A 17246-nucleotide genomic window follows, 5' to 3' on the forward strand; every position below is an offset into this window, starting at 1 on the left:
CGGTTGCCGAGCGCATTGGAGAACTGCTTGAAAATGGTCGGTTCGCAACTAATGTGGAACTGGTAGAAGCATCCGGATATGAGCGTCAGAAGTTGGCAGAATCCCTGTGGCATCTTTATCACGATTTGAGTGAAGAAGCCCGTTCCAGCAACTATCTGGCAATTCTTCATCAGGAACCGTTTCGTGGTTTCCCTGACGAAACCGCAGACTTGGCTGAAAAGTTGGATGACCCTCGTTTCCACGCAACCTTGGTACAGCAGTATTCGGAATTTAGAAAAACCCTTGCGGAAAATCCCGATCTGCTTCGTTTTCACTATCACAAGCTGAATCTCATTCAGAAACAGCTGTATGAGTTGAATATGCCTTTGCGTGAGTATCAGACCGATATGATGCAGATGCCCCTTGTCCGCCAGTTCATTACGGATGATGAAGTCAATGCAGACTTGACCCGTGGAAGCGGCTTTTCCGGTGGTAAAGCCCGTATTTATAACTACTGGCAGGAGAATCATTCTGCCAAGGAAAAGATGGACTTCCTGAAGCATGAATACGGAACCGGTGGTCATTCCCATGCCTGCTCTGGTGCAACGCACAGCGGTCAGGATCACGATGCCAAGGGTGTTGCTTACACCAAGAGCGGTTGCGATAAATTGCAGATGTCCTGGGCGCAGGTGGTGCAGAGAATCGACGGTCTGATACGAAAGGGACGCTACCTCAGCCCGGAGGAAGAAGCGGAACGACAGGCTATCGAAGAAGCTAAAACTGATCCGTTGGAAGATGTTTATGACCGTTTCGCAGTGATTGATACCGAGGATGGCGAGTATGCGATCTGGGATAATCAGACCGATGACTACTATGTAGACCCGGAAGGCGTTACGGAATACTTCACGGACGAATGGCTTGCCAATGACTATTTGGAGGAAGTTCGTCAGTCCGTAGCTGCGATGGAGTCGGTTCAGCCAGAAGCGCCTGTGGCAGAGCCTGCCGAAGTTGTGGAAGCATCTGCTTCCGAGGAACCGAAATGGAATTATCAGGTCGGTGACACGGTATATCTGGACGATACAGCTTTCCGTGTGGAGCAGATCACGGACAGAGAAGTTCAGCTGCGTGACCCTACGCTTGCTTATCCCATCTTCCGTGCCGAGAATCGTGAGAATTTCGAGCGTATGCTCTCTCAGGACGAAAGAAACCATGCGGTAAGGGTTGATGCCCAAACCGAAGAAAAGCCCGTTACAGAGGATTTTCTGGGCAAAACCGAACCGAGGGACTACACCCCTGAGTATCAGCTGTTAGACCGTCTGCGTATGGACTGCGAATACTTCCTTGGTGCAGGACAGCACAGCGAAAAGCATCTGTGGGCAGGCAACCGCCATGCACAGATTGCCAAGATGCGTGAGCTGTATGAAATGATTCCCGACAAACCAGAATGGCTGACACCTGAGATGATTAACAGCTACGAGGAGCGCATGGCTCCCCGCTATCTGGTTGCCGCCTACCATCACTTTGAAAACGGCTTCGATGATAAACTGGACTACTACACTCTGGAAGAAGCGGAAAAAGCTGCCCAGGGCTATGTGGACGGAACCATGGAGGATGACGGATTCAAGTACGATGGTGCTGCCGTTTACGATCAGCAGGAGCATAAGTGCATCCGTATCTATGGGGACTACCCTGACGAAAAGGCACACGCACAGGTCAGAGCCAGTGCGGAACCCGAACAGCAGGAACCGGAACACTTCATCGATCATTTTTATGTTGCCGAGGACATTCAGAAGCGGGGTGCGCTGGACATCAAGGAATACAGTTCCTTTGATGATGCCCTGCGAGCCTACTATGCACTTCCTGACACGCAGAGAAAAGCCCTGGGTGCAATGAATACCAGAGATCTGCCGGGTAGTCTGGACTTCGTACAGTGCGTAGATGGAAAGGACACCATCATTCAGGATTATGCCCAGGTGGACGGATGGCAGAATGCCGAAGTCATGGACATTATCGCTCAGCTTGAGCAGTCCATCACCACCAGAGAAATCCCACCTGTTCCTGCGGTGAACTTCCACATCACGGATGACAACATCGGTGAAGGTGGACCGAAGCAGAAATTCGCAAGAAACATCGCAGCCATTGAAACTCTGTTCAAACTGGAAAGCGAGAACAGGAACGCCACTACCGAAGAACAGGAGATTTTGTCGAATTATGTCGGTTGGGGCGGTCTGGCAGATGCCTTTGACCCGGACAAGGGAAATTGGGCGAAGGAGTATCAGACACTGAAAAACCTGCTTTCCGAAGATGAATATGCTGCGGCAAGAGCTTCCACCCTGAACGCACATTACACCAGCCCTACGGTCATTCGCTCCATCTACGATGCGGTCGGACAGATGGGCTTTGAAACAGGAAATATTCTGGAGCCTGCTATGGGTATCGGCAACTTCTTTGGTATGCTCCCTCCTGAAATGCAGAGCAGCCGTTTGTATGGTGTGGAACTGGATTCCATCACCGGCAGAATTGCTCAGAAGCTCTATCCCAACGCAGAAATCAAAGTAGCCGGTTTTGAAACGACAGACCGCCGAGACTTTTACGATCTGGCTGTGGGTAATGTCCCTTTCGGCAACTACAAAGTGTCCGACAAGCCGTATGACAAGCTGGGATTCTCCATTCACAACTATTTCTTTGCCAAGGCTTTGGATCAGGTTCGTCCCGGTGGTGTGGTCGCTTTTGTGACAAGCCGTTACACCATGGATTCCAAGAACTCTGACGCAAGGCGATATATGGCGCAGAGGGCGGAACTGCTTGGTGCAATCCGTCTGCCAAACGATGCCTTTAAGAAAAACGCAGGCACGGAAGTCGTGTCCGACATCCTGTTCCTGCAAAAGCGTGACCATCCGATTGACATTGTACCGGAATGGGTAAACCTTGACCGCACCGAAGAAGGACACACCATGAACAGCTACTTTGTCGCTCATCCTGAAATGGTTCTGGGCGATACGGTGGAAGAAAGTACCGCCTACGGCATGGACATTACAGTGCGTCCCATTGAGGGCATGGAACTGTCCGAACTTCTGAAAGAAGCAGTTTCCCACATCCAAGGAACCTATCAGGCTGTGGAGCTTCCCGAAGCTGACAAGGGTAAGGAAATCGAAACCATTCCTGCAACCCCGGATGTAAAGAATTTCTCTTATACCGTGGTGGATGGCAATGTGTACTTCCGTGAAAACTCCCTGATGCGCCGTGTAGACCTGAATGAGAAAGCAAAAGACCGTGTGATGGGCATGGTGGAACTTCGTGGTATCGTCAACGAGCTGATCGAATATCAGCTTGAGGATTACCCGGATGAAATGATTACTCAGAAACAGGCAGAACTGAATGATGCCTACGATGCGTTTGCCGCAAAGAACGGGCTTATCAATAATCGAGCCAATGGTCAGGCATTTGCTGACGATTCCTCCTACTATCTCCTGTGTTCTCTGGAAAATGTGGATGAGGACGGCAATCTGAAAAGCAAGGCGGATATGTTCACCAAGCGAACCATCAAGCCGGAACGCAGAGTGACGAGCGTGGATACGCCGTCCGAAGCTCTGGCAATCTCTATCGGTGAGCGTGGCAAGGTGGATTTGCCGTTTATGGCACAGCTGCTTGGAACACCTGGAGAATACGATGCGATTCAGGCAGAGCTTCGAGGGGTGATCTTCAAAGACCCGATGGCTCCCGATGCTGTGGAAGTTGGATGGCAGACTGCCGATGATTACCTTTCCGGTGATGTAAGAAGCAAGCTGCGTGTCGCACAGATGGCGGCAGACAGGGATTCTTCCTTCCACATCAATGTGGAAGCCTTGCAGAAAGCACAGCCGAAGGACTTGGATGCGTCCGAGATTGATGTGCGTTTGGGTGCAACATGGATTGATGCCGATTATATTCAGCAGTTCATGGAGGAAACCTTTGAAACGCCGTATTACTTGCGCCGTTCCATTGAGGTCAAGTTCTCCGAGCTGACCGCAGAGTGGCGCATCAACGGTAAGAGTTCTCCCAACTACAACGATGTGGCGGCGTATGTCACCTACGGTACAGAGCGAGCCAACGCATATCGGATTCTGGAGGAAACGCTGAATCTGAAGGATATTCGTATCTATGATACGATTGAAGATGCAGATGGTAAGCAGAAGCGTGTCCTCAATAAAAAAGAAACTACCCTGGCACAGCAGAAACAGCAGGCAATCAAGGATGCGTTCCGAGATTGGATTTGGAGAGATCCGCACAGACGAGAAACCCTTTCCACCAAGTACAACGAACTTTTTAACTCCACCAGACCTCGTGAGTATGATGGCTCTCATATCCGTTTCGGCGGCATGAACCCGGATATTACCCTCCGTGAACACCAGAGAAATGCTATCGCTCATGTGCTATATGGTGGAAATACGCTGCTTGCACACGAAGTTGGTGCGGGCAAGACCTTCGAGATGGCTGCATCGGCTATGGAGAGTAAACGGCTTGGATTGAGCCAGAAATCCCTGTTCGTTGTGCCGAATCACTTGACCTTACAGTGGGCAAACGAGTTCCTGCACCTCTATCCGAGTGCCAAGCTCCTTGTTGCCACCAAGAAGGATTTTGAAACAGCAAACCGTAAGAAGTTCTGCGCTCGTATCGCAACGGGTGACTATGATGCAGTCATCATCGGTCACAGCCAGTTTGAAAAAATCCCGCTTTCTGCCGAACGACAGGAACGGCAGCTGCGGGAGCAGATTGATGAGATCGAGGGTGCGATTGCGGAGCTGAAATGGCAGCGTGGCGAAAACTTCACGATCAAGCAGATGGAGAAAACACGAAAATCATTGGAAGCCAGACTGGACAAGCTCCTTGCCGCTGACAAGAAAGATGATGTCATTACCTTTGAGCAGTTGGGTGTAGACCGGCTGTTTGTGGACGAAAGCCATGCGTTCAAGAATTTGTTCCTCTACACAAAAATGCGAAATGTGGCAGGTCTGTCCACCTCCGAAGCCCAGAAATCTTCGGATATGTTTATGAAGTGCCGCTATATGGATGAGCTGACCGGCGGGCGTGGTGTGATCTTTGCAACCGGTACTCCAGTAAGTAACTCGATGACCGAGCTTTATACGGTCATGCGCTATCTCCAGTACAGTACGCTCCAGCAAAAGAACCTGACCCATTTTGATTCCTGGGCATCGACCTTCGGAGAAACAACAACTGCGATTGAGCTTGCACCGGAGGGAACCGGCTATCGTGCCAGAACCCGATTTGCGAAGTTCTTCAACCTGCCTGAACTGATGAATATGTTCAAGGAGGTTGCCGACATCAAGACCTCTGACCAGTTGCATCTCCCTGTTCCCGAAGCAAAGTTTGAAACGGTTGTGGTTCAGCCCTCTGAGTACCAGAAGGATATGGTGGCTTCCCTTTCAGAGAGAGCAGCAGATGTTCATGCCGGTATTGTAGACCCGTCCGTCGATAATATGCTCAAGATTACCAGCGACGGACGAAAATTGGGACTGGATCAGCGGCTAATGAACACCCTGTTACCCGATGACCCTGACAGCAAGCTCAATGCCTGCGTGGGAAATATCCTGCGTATCTGGCAGGACGGTCAGGCTGACAAATTGACCCAGTTGGTGTTCTGCGACCTTAGCACACCGAAAAATGATGGAACCTTCAATGTCTATGATGATGTCAAAACCAAGCTGATTGCAAACGGTGTGCCTGCGGAAGAAGTTGCCTTTATCCATGATGCAGATACCGAGGCAAAGAAAAAAGACCTCTTTGCCAAGGTTCGTACCGGGCAGGTGCGAGTGCTTCTTGGCAGTACGCAAAAGATGGGTGCAGGAACCAACGTCCAGGACAAATTGGTGGCAGTTCACCACTTGGATGTGGGTTGGCGTCCGTCTGATATGACCCAGAGAAACGGTCGTATCATCCGTCAGGGCAACCGGAACAAAGAGGTTCAGGTGTATCAGTATGTGACCGAGGGAACCTTCGATGCCTACCTGTATCAGACCTTGGAAAACAAGCAGAAGTTTATTTCTCAGATTATGACCTCCAAATCACCGGTTCGCTCCTGTGACGATGTGGATGAGCAGGCGCTGTCCTATGCGGAGATCAAGGCGCTGTGTGCCGGCAATCCGCTTATCAAGGAAAAGATGGACTTGGACATTGATGTGGCAAGGCTGAAGGTGCTGAAAGCTGACCACCAGAGCCAGCAGTACCGTATGGAAGATAAGCTTCTGAAATACTTCCCGGCTGAGATTGAAAAGCAGACAGGCTATATTCATGGCTTTGAAGCTGATATTAAAACCGTGGAAGCACACCCGCAGATTGCCGATGGCTTTTGCGGCATGGAAATCATGGGCAAAGCCTACACCGAAAAGGCAGATGCCGGTGAAATCCTCCTTGCGGCTTGTAAGGACACGAAAAGTGCCGATCCGGTTCCTCTTGGCAGTTACCGTGGCTTTCAGATGGAGCTTTCGTTTGACAGTTTCCGGAACGAGTTCGATGTGACCCTGAAGGGCGCTGTGAGCCACAGAGTAGCCCTTGGAACGGACGCACGAGGAAATATCACCCGACTGGACAATGCCCTTGCAGGCATCCTTGAGCGCTTAGAACGAGCCAATGAGCAGTTGAATAATCTCTACAATCAGCAGGAAGCAGCCAAGGCGGAGGTTGGAAAACCGTTCCCGCAGGAAGCAGAGCTGACAGCCAAAAGTCAGCGACTGGCAGAACTGGATGCAGCCCTGAATATGGAGGACTCTGTGGAAAATCGTGACGAAAGAAGCGAGTCAGAGCGTCCTTCTGTGTTGGATGATCTGAAATCCAAAGCGGAGCATATCCCGCCTGCAAAATACTCTGAAACCCGTGAGGAGGTGTTGTAATGGCAAAGCGAGATCAGGATGTTCATTTCCTTGCATCCAAGGAGGAGGTCGAGCGAATCCATGAGAAGATGGACGAGCTTGGCATCCGCAGCATGGGAGCCTATCTGCGGAAAATGGCTCTGGATGGTTACTGTATCAGACTGGATTTGCAGGATGTGAAAGCCCTGGTTTCGCTCCTGCGAATCTGCTCCAACAACCTGAACCAGTACGCAAAGCGAGCGAACGAAACAGGCAGCATCTATCGTGCTGACATTGAGGATTTGCAAAAACGGCTGGAGGAGATCTGGACGGACATGAGAGAAGTTCTTGTTCGCCTGTCCTCAATCCAGTAATCCGACAACTTGTTGGGAAGTCGCAGTTTCGGCTGCGGCTTTTACATAAGGGTTGACATCATTGCGTTATGGCAGATACCCTTGTACAATATAATTAAAAGAAAGGGGTTGAGCCTATGAAGCTGGTATTGAAGATATTGGCACTGCCGGTGCTGTTCGTTGTAAAAGTGATTTGCATTCTTGGAAATCTGCTTACAAATGTTGTGTCCTATGTAATTGGTTTATTGCTCTTGGTCATTGGCGGATCTGCGATTTACTGCATTGTAAAGGCTTTGTGGCAGTCCCTGCTTATTCTTGTGGTTCTTGGAATTGCGACAATAGCAGCGGTGTTCTTGCTCGTCTGGGCTGTTATGAAAGTCGAGAATATTGGAGAAAGTCTGGGAGCATTTATCAGGTCATAAGATAATATCAGAGAAAAGTCACCGACCGGTGGCTTTTTCTTTTTGGGAAGGAAGTGATGGGAATGGCAGCGACAAGATTGATTGCACTCCATGTGAATAAGGGAAAGACGGTCGCTCAATGTTTGGCAGACAGAACCGACTACTCACAAAATGCCGCAAAAACCAATGATGGCGAATTTATCAGTTCCTATGAGTGTGATCCAAAGACAGCAGATGAGGAATTTCTGCTTTCCAAACGGCAGTATCAGCATATTACCGGCAGACAGCAGAAGAACAATATCATCGCATACCAGATACGCCAGTCCTTTAAGCCGGGAGAAATCACCCCGGAAGAAGCGAACCAAGTCGGCTATGAAACAGCGATGCGATGGACAAAGGGAAAACACGCTTTCATCGTTGCGACCCACATCGACAAATCCCACATTCACAATCATATCATTTATAATTCGACCTCGCTGGATGCCACACGGAAATTCAAAAACTTCTTTCTTTCCGGTCTGGCGGTGCAAAGACTCAGTGATATGGTTTGCCTGGAACACGGGCTGTCCATTATTACACCGAAGCCGTATCGGGAGCGCCAGAAAAGAACTGTTTATCCCAAGAAGCGTACCCAGCGTGACGAATTATGTGATGCGATTGATGCGGTGCTGAAGCAGAAACCAAAGAGCTTTGATGGCTTTGTTCAGGCTCTGGCTGACATGGGATTTGAGTTCAAGGATGGAAAGCAGCCTGCGTTCAAGGGCGAGAATCAGAAGCGTTTCATTCGGCTGCGTTCCCTGGGCGAAGGATATAGCAAAGAGGAAATTCAAGCGGTTATCTCCGGCAAGAACCTGCACAAATCAAAAGGCGGCTCTGCCAAGGCTCCTGCCCCGAAGCAGTTCCAGATGCTGATTGATATTCAGGCAAAGATGGCCGAGGGCAAGACGGTCGGTTATGAAAAGTGGGCGAAGAAGTTCAACCGAAAAGAAGCTGCCCGAACGGTAATCCTACTGAAAGAAAAAGGCTTGGGCAACTACGACGATCTGACTGCTCATATTGAAAATCTGTCTGCCCGGTTCGATGCGCTTTCTGATTCTATCAAGGTCGCAGAGAAACGTATGGTTGAGGTTCAGGCGTTGCAGCAGCACATCAAAAATTATCGCAACACAAGGCAAATTTATATCGAGTACCGCAAGTCTGGATATAGCAAAAAATTCTTTGAAGAACACCGTCAGGAAATCACAATTCATAAAGCGGCGAAGCAAGCCTTTGATGAATTGCAGATTACAAAGCTCCCGTCCATGCAATCATTGTATGAGGAGTTTCATCAGCTGGCAGTCCAGAAAAAGCAGGACTACGCTGAGTACCGTCAGATCAGAAAAGAGAAAGAAGAACTGCTGATTGCCAAACGGACGGTTGAAACGATTTTGAATATCGACAGGCAGAAAGAGCAGGAAAAAGAGAAAGAGAAAGAGGAAAAGAAGAACTTCCGTTAAAGCAAAAAGCCACGGTCTGCACTCCCCAAAGGGTGCGGATCGTGGCTGCTTTTTTGCTTTTCGATTTCGGTGCTTTCAACCATGGGCAAATTTTTATTCTACTGTTCTTTGAGAAACGATTGAAAATCGTGTAGCCATCATCGGCAGATGATGTTCAAAGGGGATTGGGGATGCTTCCCCAACAAGCAAATTTGCGAAGATTGCACCGAAGGGAAAATCGAGAAAATGAGTGAACCTGTACAGGTTTACACTGCTTGCCAATTTGTGAGATTATGAATTTAGTATCGAGAATAGGGTACACCTAAATTTTGCAATGCTGCAACCCTATCATCGTTGCATGGATGAGTTGAGTATATTGCACTGAGAAAACCATCATGCGGAACATCTGAGATATGTTGGTCTAATACCGTCGCTAATTCAAGACCAAAACCAATTTTATAAGCAAATTCATCAGCCAGATACTCATTTTGTCTCATAGACCACATCAGAAAAAGCATACAGAACTTTACCCATAACCAAGAAAGTGCTGTTGATATTCCTGCGAAAACTGCGGTAATTATACCCATTACACCACTACGAGAGCATATTGCGAACAGCCCCATGATTGCAGAAAAAATCCAGTAGGATATTTTGATTAACAGGAGGCACCCGGATATAAATATATTGCCCCCGCCAATCAATAATTGGATAACAGTATGTCCGTATGAGAGATGTCCGATCTCATGGGCGAGAATTCCAAGTATCATATCATCGGAGAGTAAAAGCAATCCGTCAGTTATGCATAGTGTTTGCCTACCTAGAGCAAATGCATTTGGAGCAGGATCATGGATAATCTTCACTTTCACTTTTTTAGGACAGTATGATGTGTTCTCTTTTGCTTTATCTAAAACATATTGAACCAGCGGGACAACTCGAAGTTTTATATCTACTCTTTTTATATCGCTTGCTCCTGCGAAGGCAGCCAGGCACATTTCGCCTAATGGGGATAAGCTGATAGCTACTGTGAAAAAGTAAATACAAATCAGTTCAACAATGCTTCCTGACGAACCGAACACAGCAACAATCAGCAGAATATTAAGAGTAAAGAACAGAAGAGTTCCTAAGTTTGAGAAGCGAACAATTCTGCCTACACGATGCCAAATATCCATAATGCACCCCCCTTTTATCGTGTTGTTGGTTTGAGCTTGCATTGTTTAATTACTCAAATGTAAAGAAATCTTTGTTTCGCTCTTTGAACAGAGCAAAGACAGTCTCTAACACAAATTCGTTTTCAACACCAACATATTCTTCTGTTTCATCGTCAATTTCTTTCAGCTGCAAAATAACAACTTGCCCATCCGAATCTCCAATAGGAAGCAGGACAACATATTCGTTCTGGCGATACGGTATTAAGTCAAGAAATTCAAATTCAACTTCGTTCCCATTCTCATCATTCAAAGTTATAATGTTGTCTTCATCCATGTCGTCGTTCCTTTTCTTAATATAAATAATTATCGTTGATAATGATGCCTAATAGTTCAAAGAGATTATCCTTTTTGGAAAGAATGCATTTTTTCATGGCTTGTTTAATTTGTTCCGTTGAAATGCTATCAGGCAACATTTCCCTTGGGACACCATGACCGAATTGCCGAAAATACTGTTCTTCGATTTCATAATACTCATTATCAATTTTCGGTTCAGGTGTATTAAGGAAGCTATTCATAAAATCTGCAACGCTCTTGTTTTTGTCCATTGTATGCACCTACCTTTCTCTGCTCAAGACCCTAACATGATTATCTGGTCTAATAGAATCAATCATTGAAGAAAAAATACCAAACGCTGTAGGAAAGAAATTTGCTAATAGCTCTAATTTGCCTTGGTCTCCCATAGACGCTTCAAAAAAGTGGGCAAAGGCTTCTGCTTGTAGATTGCCCGGTCTCGTCCAATAGTTCCTTGAGTGACCATAATTTCCGTGCAATTGACCATTTGTTGTCGCATCAATTAAGTCCGAGAAGGAGTGAGCTGAATCCTGCCTAATACGGGTCAGAAAAGCAGTTTGCTTTTCCACTGGAAGATTGTTATATAAGCTCAGGATTCTTTGTCCGTCCTCAACCAGTGCCTCAGCAAATTCTGGAGTATTGGATAGATTGCTCCGATAGTTGCACGAAGCATGGTCGATCATGTGAGCAAGCTCGTGGAAATAAGTTGTTCCTGCACCTCTTGGATTTGTCATATCAGAAGCTGCATTGTAGTAGACTCCTCGTGAATGCCCTATATAATTTCCCGGTGAGTAATGTGCTGTCTGATCCGGTGGATATTCAGAATCTTGTATCATCAGTTTACCAGCGAAATGGTCAAACACTTCTCTGACATTCTGCTCTGCATTTTCATGGCGTTGTGATATAACAGCGATATATCCGTCTGGTGTGCTACCTTGGGTTAGCACGCCAAGGCAATACTGATAAGACGAATTACCAACATTAGGTGTTTGCAGACCCTGGAGGAAAGAATTTCGTGCAGAAGGAGTGTCCAAATTAACATTATCATATTCTTGTACACTTTTGGCAAGTGAAGCAACGTATTTTTCGGCCTGAAGCATAATCTGTAAAATATCATTCAGGGCTTTGTTGCAATCTTTTACGATAGTTCCCAGCTCATCGTACTTCTTGTCATTCCATCCAATTCCCAATTGCTGATATTTCATCTTCACAGAACTTCTTGTAGTTTCGATAGAAGAAATGGAGGTCCGCATATTTTTCAGTATTGTCAGTAATTGAGTTGCATCAGCATTTACGTTGCTCAAACACTCACCTCCTCATTTGTTAATCATTTCGAGTGTAGCTACCTGTTACTAAAACCGGGATATATGTATCAAGCGATTGAGCTGCAAGTGTTCGATGTCGCCCATCACTCTGAAATACATAATAAGAACCTACCTGCGCAACCTGGACAGGATTATTGTAATAGCTACGAATGGTATCATCTAACACTGGGTTTTGTGAAAGCTCATCCAAAGACATTCCTGACTCAGTATTTTGACGAACATCTTGGATGTGCGAAGCTCGCCTTAGAATGTTTTCTCTCGACCATCCCTCTCGACCATTCCGTGTCCAAAATCCTTCCGGGTTCCCAAGTTCTCGGTCACTGAGATAAACTCCTTCAATATCCCTTGCTCTAACGTATACGAGTTCTGGATTTTCATTTCGAGAAAAGGTATAGTTCCCGTTCTCCCAATAATCTCGATATTCTTCATAGTGATTTCCACGGGAAAAATATCGTTCAGCTGATAGTCTGTCTTGAACAAATGCAAGATTAGAACCAAAGGTATTTGACTCAAAGGTGGTTGTATCTGCACTTGATGGTGTAACAGCAAAACTACTGGTCTGAGGTGTGCTTGCAGATATTCCATTTGTAGATCCTAGTTGAACACTTTCGTATTCACTAAGGCTCTTGGCGAGTAAAGCCACATATTTTTCTGCTTGAAGCATAATTACCAATATGTCATTGAGAGCCTTGTTGCAGTCTCTTACAACCACGCCCAACTCGTTGTATTTTTTATCTTGCCATCCAGCACCTAACTGTTCATATTTCATCTTTACAGATTTTTTGGTAGTTTCGATGGAGGAAATGGAATCCTGCATTTTTTTCAGCATTGCGAATAGCTGAACGGAGTCAGCATTTACCATACTCATTTCATCACCTCCTGGCAGCGGATTTTGTGAAGTGCAAAGCGGCGATGTGTCAGGAAAGTCTGACACATCACTGCTTCGGCAAGATTTAATTTAGAGAGGAAAGAAATTGTTCCAACTCAGCAGCGGTCGGTGCAATGTACGGTTTCATCTGGTAAGTATCCTTAACACCGTCTGTGAAGTATACGCTCCTTTCTTTTTTCGTTTTGTTGGTTCATTTTCGCCAGTGTGTTCGTGTCGTTTGCTGTGACGAGAACGCAACATAGACACAAAGAAAACACAAGGGCGAGCTTGCTCGTTTATATACCCTTGTGTTTTCGACTGGATATGTTAAGGTAACAAACAGTAAATGACACGTTACAGACTGCAAAATGTACCAACTGAAAAAAGAAAGAATACCGTTGTGTGCTTTATTTCTCGATCAGCTTTTCAAACATGAGGAAAGGTTTTTATAAAAAAAGAGTAGTTACCGTTTTTTGGTAACTACTCTTTTCCTTTTTTAAGGTTTAAAGTCCTGGAAGTTTAGGTGTTTTGGGTATTGGTGGTGTAGGTAGCTGCAAGCTTTCCAATTTTTGTTGAATTGCTTTAAATTCAGGGGTTTCTTGGTGTTGATTTTGAACCATTTTTTGCTCTATTCTCTCCAAAGTCGGTTGAATTTCTTTCCCTGATACTTTACGATTTAATTCTCTTTCTAAGGTCTCTTTCGGACTAATGGAAGGCGTTTCTAAACTTGAATAGAAGTTTCACTCCTTCTCTATTATAAAGCCTTATATCGCTAAATAAGCCCGTTTTATGAAGGGTTTCTAAGCTGAAATGAACGGGTTTACACCCGGCCTTGACCTCCGCCCGCTGTCCCGCTGAATGGGTGGACAAGGCGGCCAATCCCTCAAAGTGCTTGGACGCTCTCTTTCTGATTTTGGAGCGTTTCTTTTCTAAAAATTGAAATGGGCGGGAAGCCATTTTAGGGCTTTCCCGCCTTGATTACTTTTTAGCAAAGACGGGCGTGACTGTCAACGGCGGCGCATGAAATGCGCCGTTCATCTTGACCGTTGACTGGCTCGGCTGGCTTTGCTATCTTCCTGACAAATGGGAATGTCTAAGATAGTAAAGACGTCCCACATGCAACTCTTTCTTTTATTGCGGAAACCGTATCTTTAATTGTGAATGTAGTTGTGTCTATGACATTTGATTCATATATCCCCAAACCGGAAAATTGCTCCCACATTGTTTCCACTAATTCAATATTTGTTTTTCTATCTAATTTTGAGCGTTCCACAGCTCGCTTCATAGTTTCTTTTTTACTCGCTCTTAATACAATATAGTGTACCTCGTAATCTTCTTGGGCAAGAGCTTTCCATGGCTCCAAAAACCATGGCCCGACAATCCCATCTACAATTACATCATATCCGCCACGAGCATATCGCTTTGCAGCTTCTAAAAAGGCTTCAATGACAACCAGATTTTGCTTGTTGGATTCTGGCAAATGTGGTGGTATTGCGCCTTTGCTTAAGTAATGAAAAAAGTCATCGGTGTGCATATGCACTGATTTATCCATATCTGATTCCTTTGCGACAATTGACGCAGTTGTTGTTTTTCCTGTCCCCGGTGAGCCTGTAATCACAATAATTCTTCCTTGATTCATCTGTATTTTCCCTCACAATTTGAATTTATCACTTTGTTCCTGCCTGCTCAATCATCTTCTTCGCAAACTGGTTTTCCCTGACCCTGATTGCCCACCAAGTAAAAAAGCGGTTGGCGATTCAACCGCTTTTTTACTTGAACCAATTCTTCTAAATTATCATTTAAGCGATTCTCAAACTGTTTGTCAGTAAAATTGACTATATTTGCCATATTAAGCCACTTTCTCTTTATTCAAAACTTGTTTTGAGTAACGATTCATTGACCGCCAATACTCATGAACGGCTTGTAATTCTTCTAAAGAATAATCAAAAAGATTTACACGTTTTGCAAGCTTTAATTGGTTTAATAAATTGACTTCCAATAATTGAGAGTCATTTTTATTTAATTCATGGTTCAAAACATAGTTTAATTATTTCCTCCCGTTAAATAATAGATAACTATTAAAAATAGACAATACTTGCTCATAAGTAACGGTACTTAAATTGTTTACTTTGGCGTGTTTCATTGCTTGATGAAACTGATTTTTAGTAAACAGTTGACGATATTCTCGATTGACCCATTTTGAAACAAAGTACGTATATAGCTTCCAATATTTATCTGGAACATCTGTGGTATGGCGGGTAAGTTTTATTAAGACACTGTTTACTTTTGGTTTAGGATGAAAGCATTCCGCTGGCAGCTTAAGCAATTGCTGAATCGAGACTTGAGTGTGCAAGAGCAACCCTAGTGTTCGGTGAATATCCAAGGTACGCTTGTAGAATCCTTCTTCAACAATCAGATAGATGTCAGACGCATGGCTTTCAAAAACCACTTTTTTAATAATTTGTGTGCTTAAATGGTAAGGAATACTCCCAACAATTTTATACCTCTGTTTGTTAGGGAATTGAAACTGTAGAATATCTTGGTGAATTAAAGTGACACGAGTATTCAGTTTTAATTTTTCTGACGATAAGTTGAATAGATGACTGTCTAATTCAATAGACGTTACCTGTTTACTTATTTTAGCCAGTTTCGTCGTTAAATGCCCTTTACCTGTTCCAATTTCGTAAACGGTATCGGTTTCTTTTAAATTCAATTGTTTTATTATTTGGTTGAGTACTTTTTCACTCGTTAAAAAGTTTTGAGAATATTTTATATTTTTGTTCATGTAATATCCCTTTTTATTTGCTGTGAATATTCGCTCATTTTTCTTCCTCAATAAAAACTCTACCAGCTAACCAACATTCGTCTAATTCATTTGGGAATAATTCAAGCTGGCGAATCATATAATGTGTACTTGGAATGTAATCAAAATAAAACAATAGTGCTAGATATAAACTCCATGGAATTGGGCGTGTCCGATTTTCGTAGGCACTATAAGTTTGTCGTGAAATACCAACAGCCGAAGCAATTTCTTCTTGTGATGCACCAACTTTTCCTCTGAGTGCGGGTAACTCAATCGCCAATTGAGTGGCCAAGTTCTCTTTCTCATCTTTACTAAAATTCCAAAACTGCTTATAAGCATCTCGCCCTACAAATTGAATCAATAAATCTCCTTCTGGGTATACTCTTTCGTAGAGTACATTACTCCACGAAAAAACACCGCCAAACACTGAAAACTCAGCATTATTTGACGGTGTTGACAATTTATTTGACGGCTAATAAATCAGAAAGCCGTTGCATATTTTCTTTTTTTAAATCCATGGATGGGTGTACATAGCGATTCATTGTAATATTCACGCTGGCATGACCCAATATCTCGCTGAGACTTTTTACATCGAATCCAAGCTCTATGCACCTTGTAGCAAATGTATGACGTAACGAGTGATAATTTGCGGAGTTGATTCCGCTGTTTTTCAATACCTTCTTGAAATGATTTTGCATGGTTCTTGGTTCTAATGGATTCTGATCGCTATTGGTTAGAATGTAGCCAGTAGAAGAAGCTTTGTGTGCTGTAAGAATAGTCATTAAGCCATGGGGTACTGGAATAGTACGGATGGAGCAAGCACTTTTGGGTGTGGTAACAACAATCCTTGTCTTGCATTCACTGTTGGTTCTATCTTGGATTCTCTGGAGCGTTTGATGCACATGGATTGTGTAATCTGAGAATGAAACATCTTCCCATCGCAACGCACAAATTTCACCTACTCTGAGACCAGTGAATAAACATACTAATATACCAATATTGCAGGAATCAAGATTAGAATACAAGTATTGGCATAATTTTTCCTGTTCAGCACGACTCAAAACTCTCATTTCCTTCGTTTGACGTTTTATCTGTATAGATCGTGCGTCACAAGAAATGGCTTTCCCGTTTCGGGTGGCAAATTGTAAGATATTTCGAATTAGAGATAAAATATCTGAAACAGTTTTAGAGGAAAGTCCATTCTCCTTTAATCCACCAGAAACAAGGAAAAAATTACACTGCGTTTCAATAAACTCGTGTGTTATATCACGCAATTGTTTGCTTCCGAACACAGGAAGTATATACGAGTTGAGAAGATTCCTATATTTGTTGCTTGTAGATTCTTTCACTTTAGGACATATAGCTTGAAACCATTCCATAGCAACCTGTTCAAATTGATCTGAGCTAATTTCTGGATCGACAGTGACAGAATTACTCGTGCACGAACTTTGACTGATAAGTTTTGCTTTGACTTCTCGATATGATTTTGCATAAACATAACCGTAATTGGCTTTGCCTGTAGAAGATCGGGACTTAATGTATCTTCCTTCCCATCTGCCGTCTTTCCTTTTGTAAATATTTTCTCCTTTTCGTGCCATAAGGTACACCTCCTTCAATATGACTATAATTCTGACGGCAAATTGTGACTTTGGAACTTCCTAAGACGGATTTTTGCGCAAAACCTCGTGTTTTATGTCC

Annotated in this window: 13 protein-coding genes and 3 pseudogenes; 4 read left to right on the plus strand and 12 right to left on the minus strand. The window is 44.5% G+C overall.

The genetic code is table 11. The features are described from left to right. Positions 1 to 1163: 1163 nt before the first annotated feature. From DXC57_RS05195 to DXC57_RS05210, 4 genes are all read left to right on the plus strand, one after another. Positions 1164 to 6866, plus strand: coding sequence for an LPD11 domain-containing protein (locus DXC57_RS05195; RefSeq protein ID WP_279221088.1), 5703 nt, complete (start codon positions 1164 to 1166; stop codon positions 6864 to 6866). Continuing rightward, positions 6866 to 7198, plus strand: coding sequence for a plasmid mobilization relaxosome protein MobC (gene mobC, locus DXC57_RS05200; protein ID WP_002578947.1), 333 nt, complete (start codon positions 6866 to 6868; stop codon positions 7196 to 7198). Before DXC57_RS05195 ends, mobC begins: the two co-directional genes overlap by 1 nt. A 116-nt stretch (positions 7199 to 7314) precedes the next feature. Next, complete coding sequence (locus DXC57_RS05205; RefSeq protein ID WP_002578946.1) at positions 7315 to 7599, plus strand: hypothetical protein; 285 nt, start codon at positions 7315 to 7317, stop codon at positions 7597 to 7599. Between the two features lie 62 nt (positions 7600 to 7661). Further along, positions 7662 to 9074 carry a relaxase/mobilization nuclease domain-containing protein gene (locus DXC57_RS05210; protein WP_002578945.1) on the plus strand — a complete coding sequence of 471 codons (1413 nt, stop codon included), beginning with the start codon at positions 7662 to 7664 and terminating at the stop codon, positions 9072 to 9074. Between the two features lie 278 nt (positions 9075 to 9352). On the opposite strand, the gene DXC57_RS05215 is transcribed toward DXC57_RS05210, so the two are convergent. The 12 genes and pseudogenes from DXC57_RS05215 to DXC57_RS05280 form a co-directional block, all read right to left on the minus strand. Further along, positions 9353 to 10222, minus strand: a complete 870-nt coding sequence (locus DXC57_RS05215; protein WP_002588966.1) for a zinc metalloprotease HtpX — start codon at positions 10220 to 10222, stop codon at positions 9353 to 9355. A 49-nt stretch (positions 10223 to 10271) separates the two neighbouring features. Then, positions 10272 to 10535 carry a DUF1292 domain-containing protein gene (locus tag DXC57_RS05220; RefSeq protein WP_002304397.1) on the minus strand — a complete coding sequence of 88 codons (264 nt, stop codon included), beginning with the start codon at positions 10533 to 10535 and terminating at the stop codon, positions 10272 to 10274. Between the two features lie 16 nt (positions 10536 to 10551). Continuing rightward, complete coding sequence (locus DXC57_RS05225; RefSeq protein WP_002588965.1) at positions 10552 to 10806, minus strand: hypothetical protein; 255 nt, start codon at positions 10804 to 10806, stop codon at positions 10552 to 10554. A gap of 9 nt (positions 10807 to 10815) precedes the next feature. Then, positions 10816 to 11856, minus strand: coding sequence for a hypothetical protein (locus DXC57_RS05230; RefSeq protein ID WP_002304399.1), 1041 nt, complete (start codon positions 11854 to 11856; stop codon positions 10816 to 10818). A 19-nt stretch (positions 11857 to 11875) separates the two neighbouring features. Then, positions 11876 to 12745, minus strand: a complete 870-nt coding sequence (locus DXC57_RS05235) for a hypothetical protein (protein ID WP_002578944.1) — start codon at positions 12743 to 12745, stop codon at positions 11876 to 11878. A gap of 503 nt (positions 12746 to 13248) precedes the next feature. Further along, a pseudogene (locus DXC57_RS15870) lies at positions 13249 to 13552 on the minus strand (toxin zeta); the annotation flags it as partial. A gap of 286 nt (positions 13553 to 13838) precedes the next feature. Further along, positions 13839 to 14384, minus strand: coding sequence for an AAA family ATPase (locus DXC57_RS05255; RefSeq protein WP_002304402.1), 546 nt, complete (start codon positions 14382 to 14384; stop codon positions 13839 to 13841). Positions 14385 to 14444: 60 nt separating this feature from the next. Continuing rightward, a pseudogene (locus DXC57_RS15875) lies at positions 14445 to 14593 on the minus strand (zeta toxin family protein); the annotation flags it as partial. Between the two features lies 1 nt (position 14594). Then, positions 14595 to 14792 (minus strand): annotated as a pseudogene (locus DXC57_RS05265) (antitoxin); the annotation flags it as partial. Further along, complete coding sequence (erm(B), locus tag DXC57_RS05270; protein ID WP_255420040.1) at positions 14793 to 15560, minus strand: 23S rRNA (adenine(2058)-N(6))-methyltransferase Erm(B); 768 nt, start codon at positions 15558 to 15560, stop codon at positions 14793 to 14795. It lies immediately after the preceding pseudogene. A 4-nt stretch (positions 15561 to 15564) separates the two neighbouring features. After that, positions 15565 to 15909 carry a helix-turn-helix transcriptional regulator gene (locus DXC57_RS05275; RefSeq protein WP_198957774.1) on the minus strand — a complete coding sequence of 115 codons (345 nt, stop codon included), beginning with the start codon at positions 15907 to 15909 and terminating at the stop codon, positions 15565 to 15567. Positions 15910 to 16009: 100 nt separating this feature from the next. Continuing rightward, positions 16010 to 17146, minus strand: coding sequence for a site-specific integrase (locus DXC57_RS05280; protein WP_110437427.1), 1137 nt, complete (start codon positions 17144 to 17146; stop codon positions 16010 to 16012). Positions 17147 to 17246 lie beyond the last annotated feature (100 nt).

This window comes from Clostridium sp. TF06-15AC, assembly GCF_003481165.1.
GTDB lineage: Bacteria > Bacillota > Clostridia > Lachnospirales > Lachnospiraceae > Otoolea > Otoolea fessa.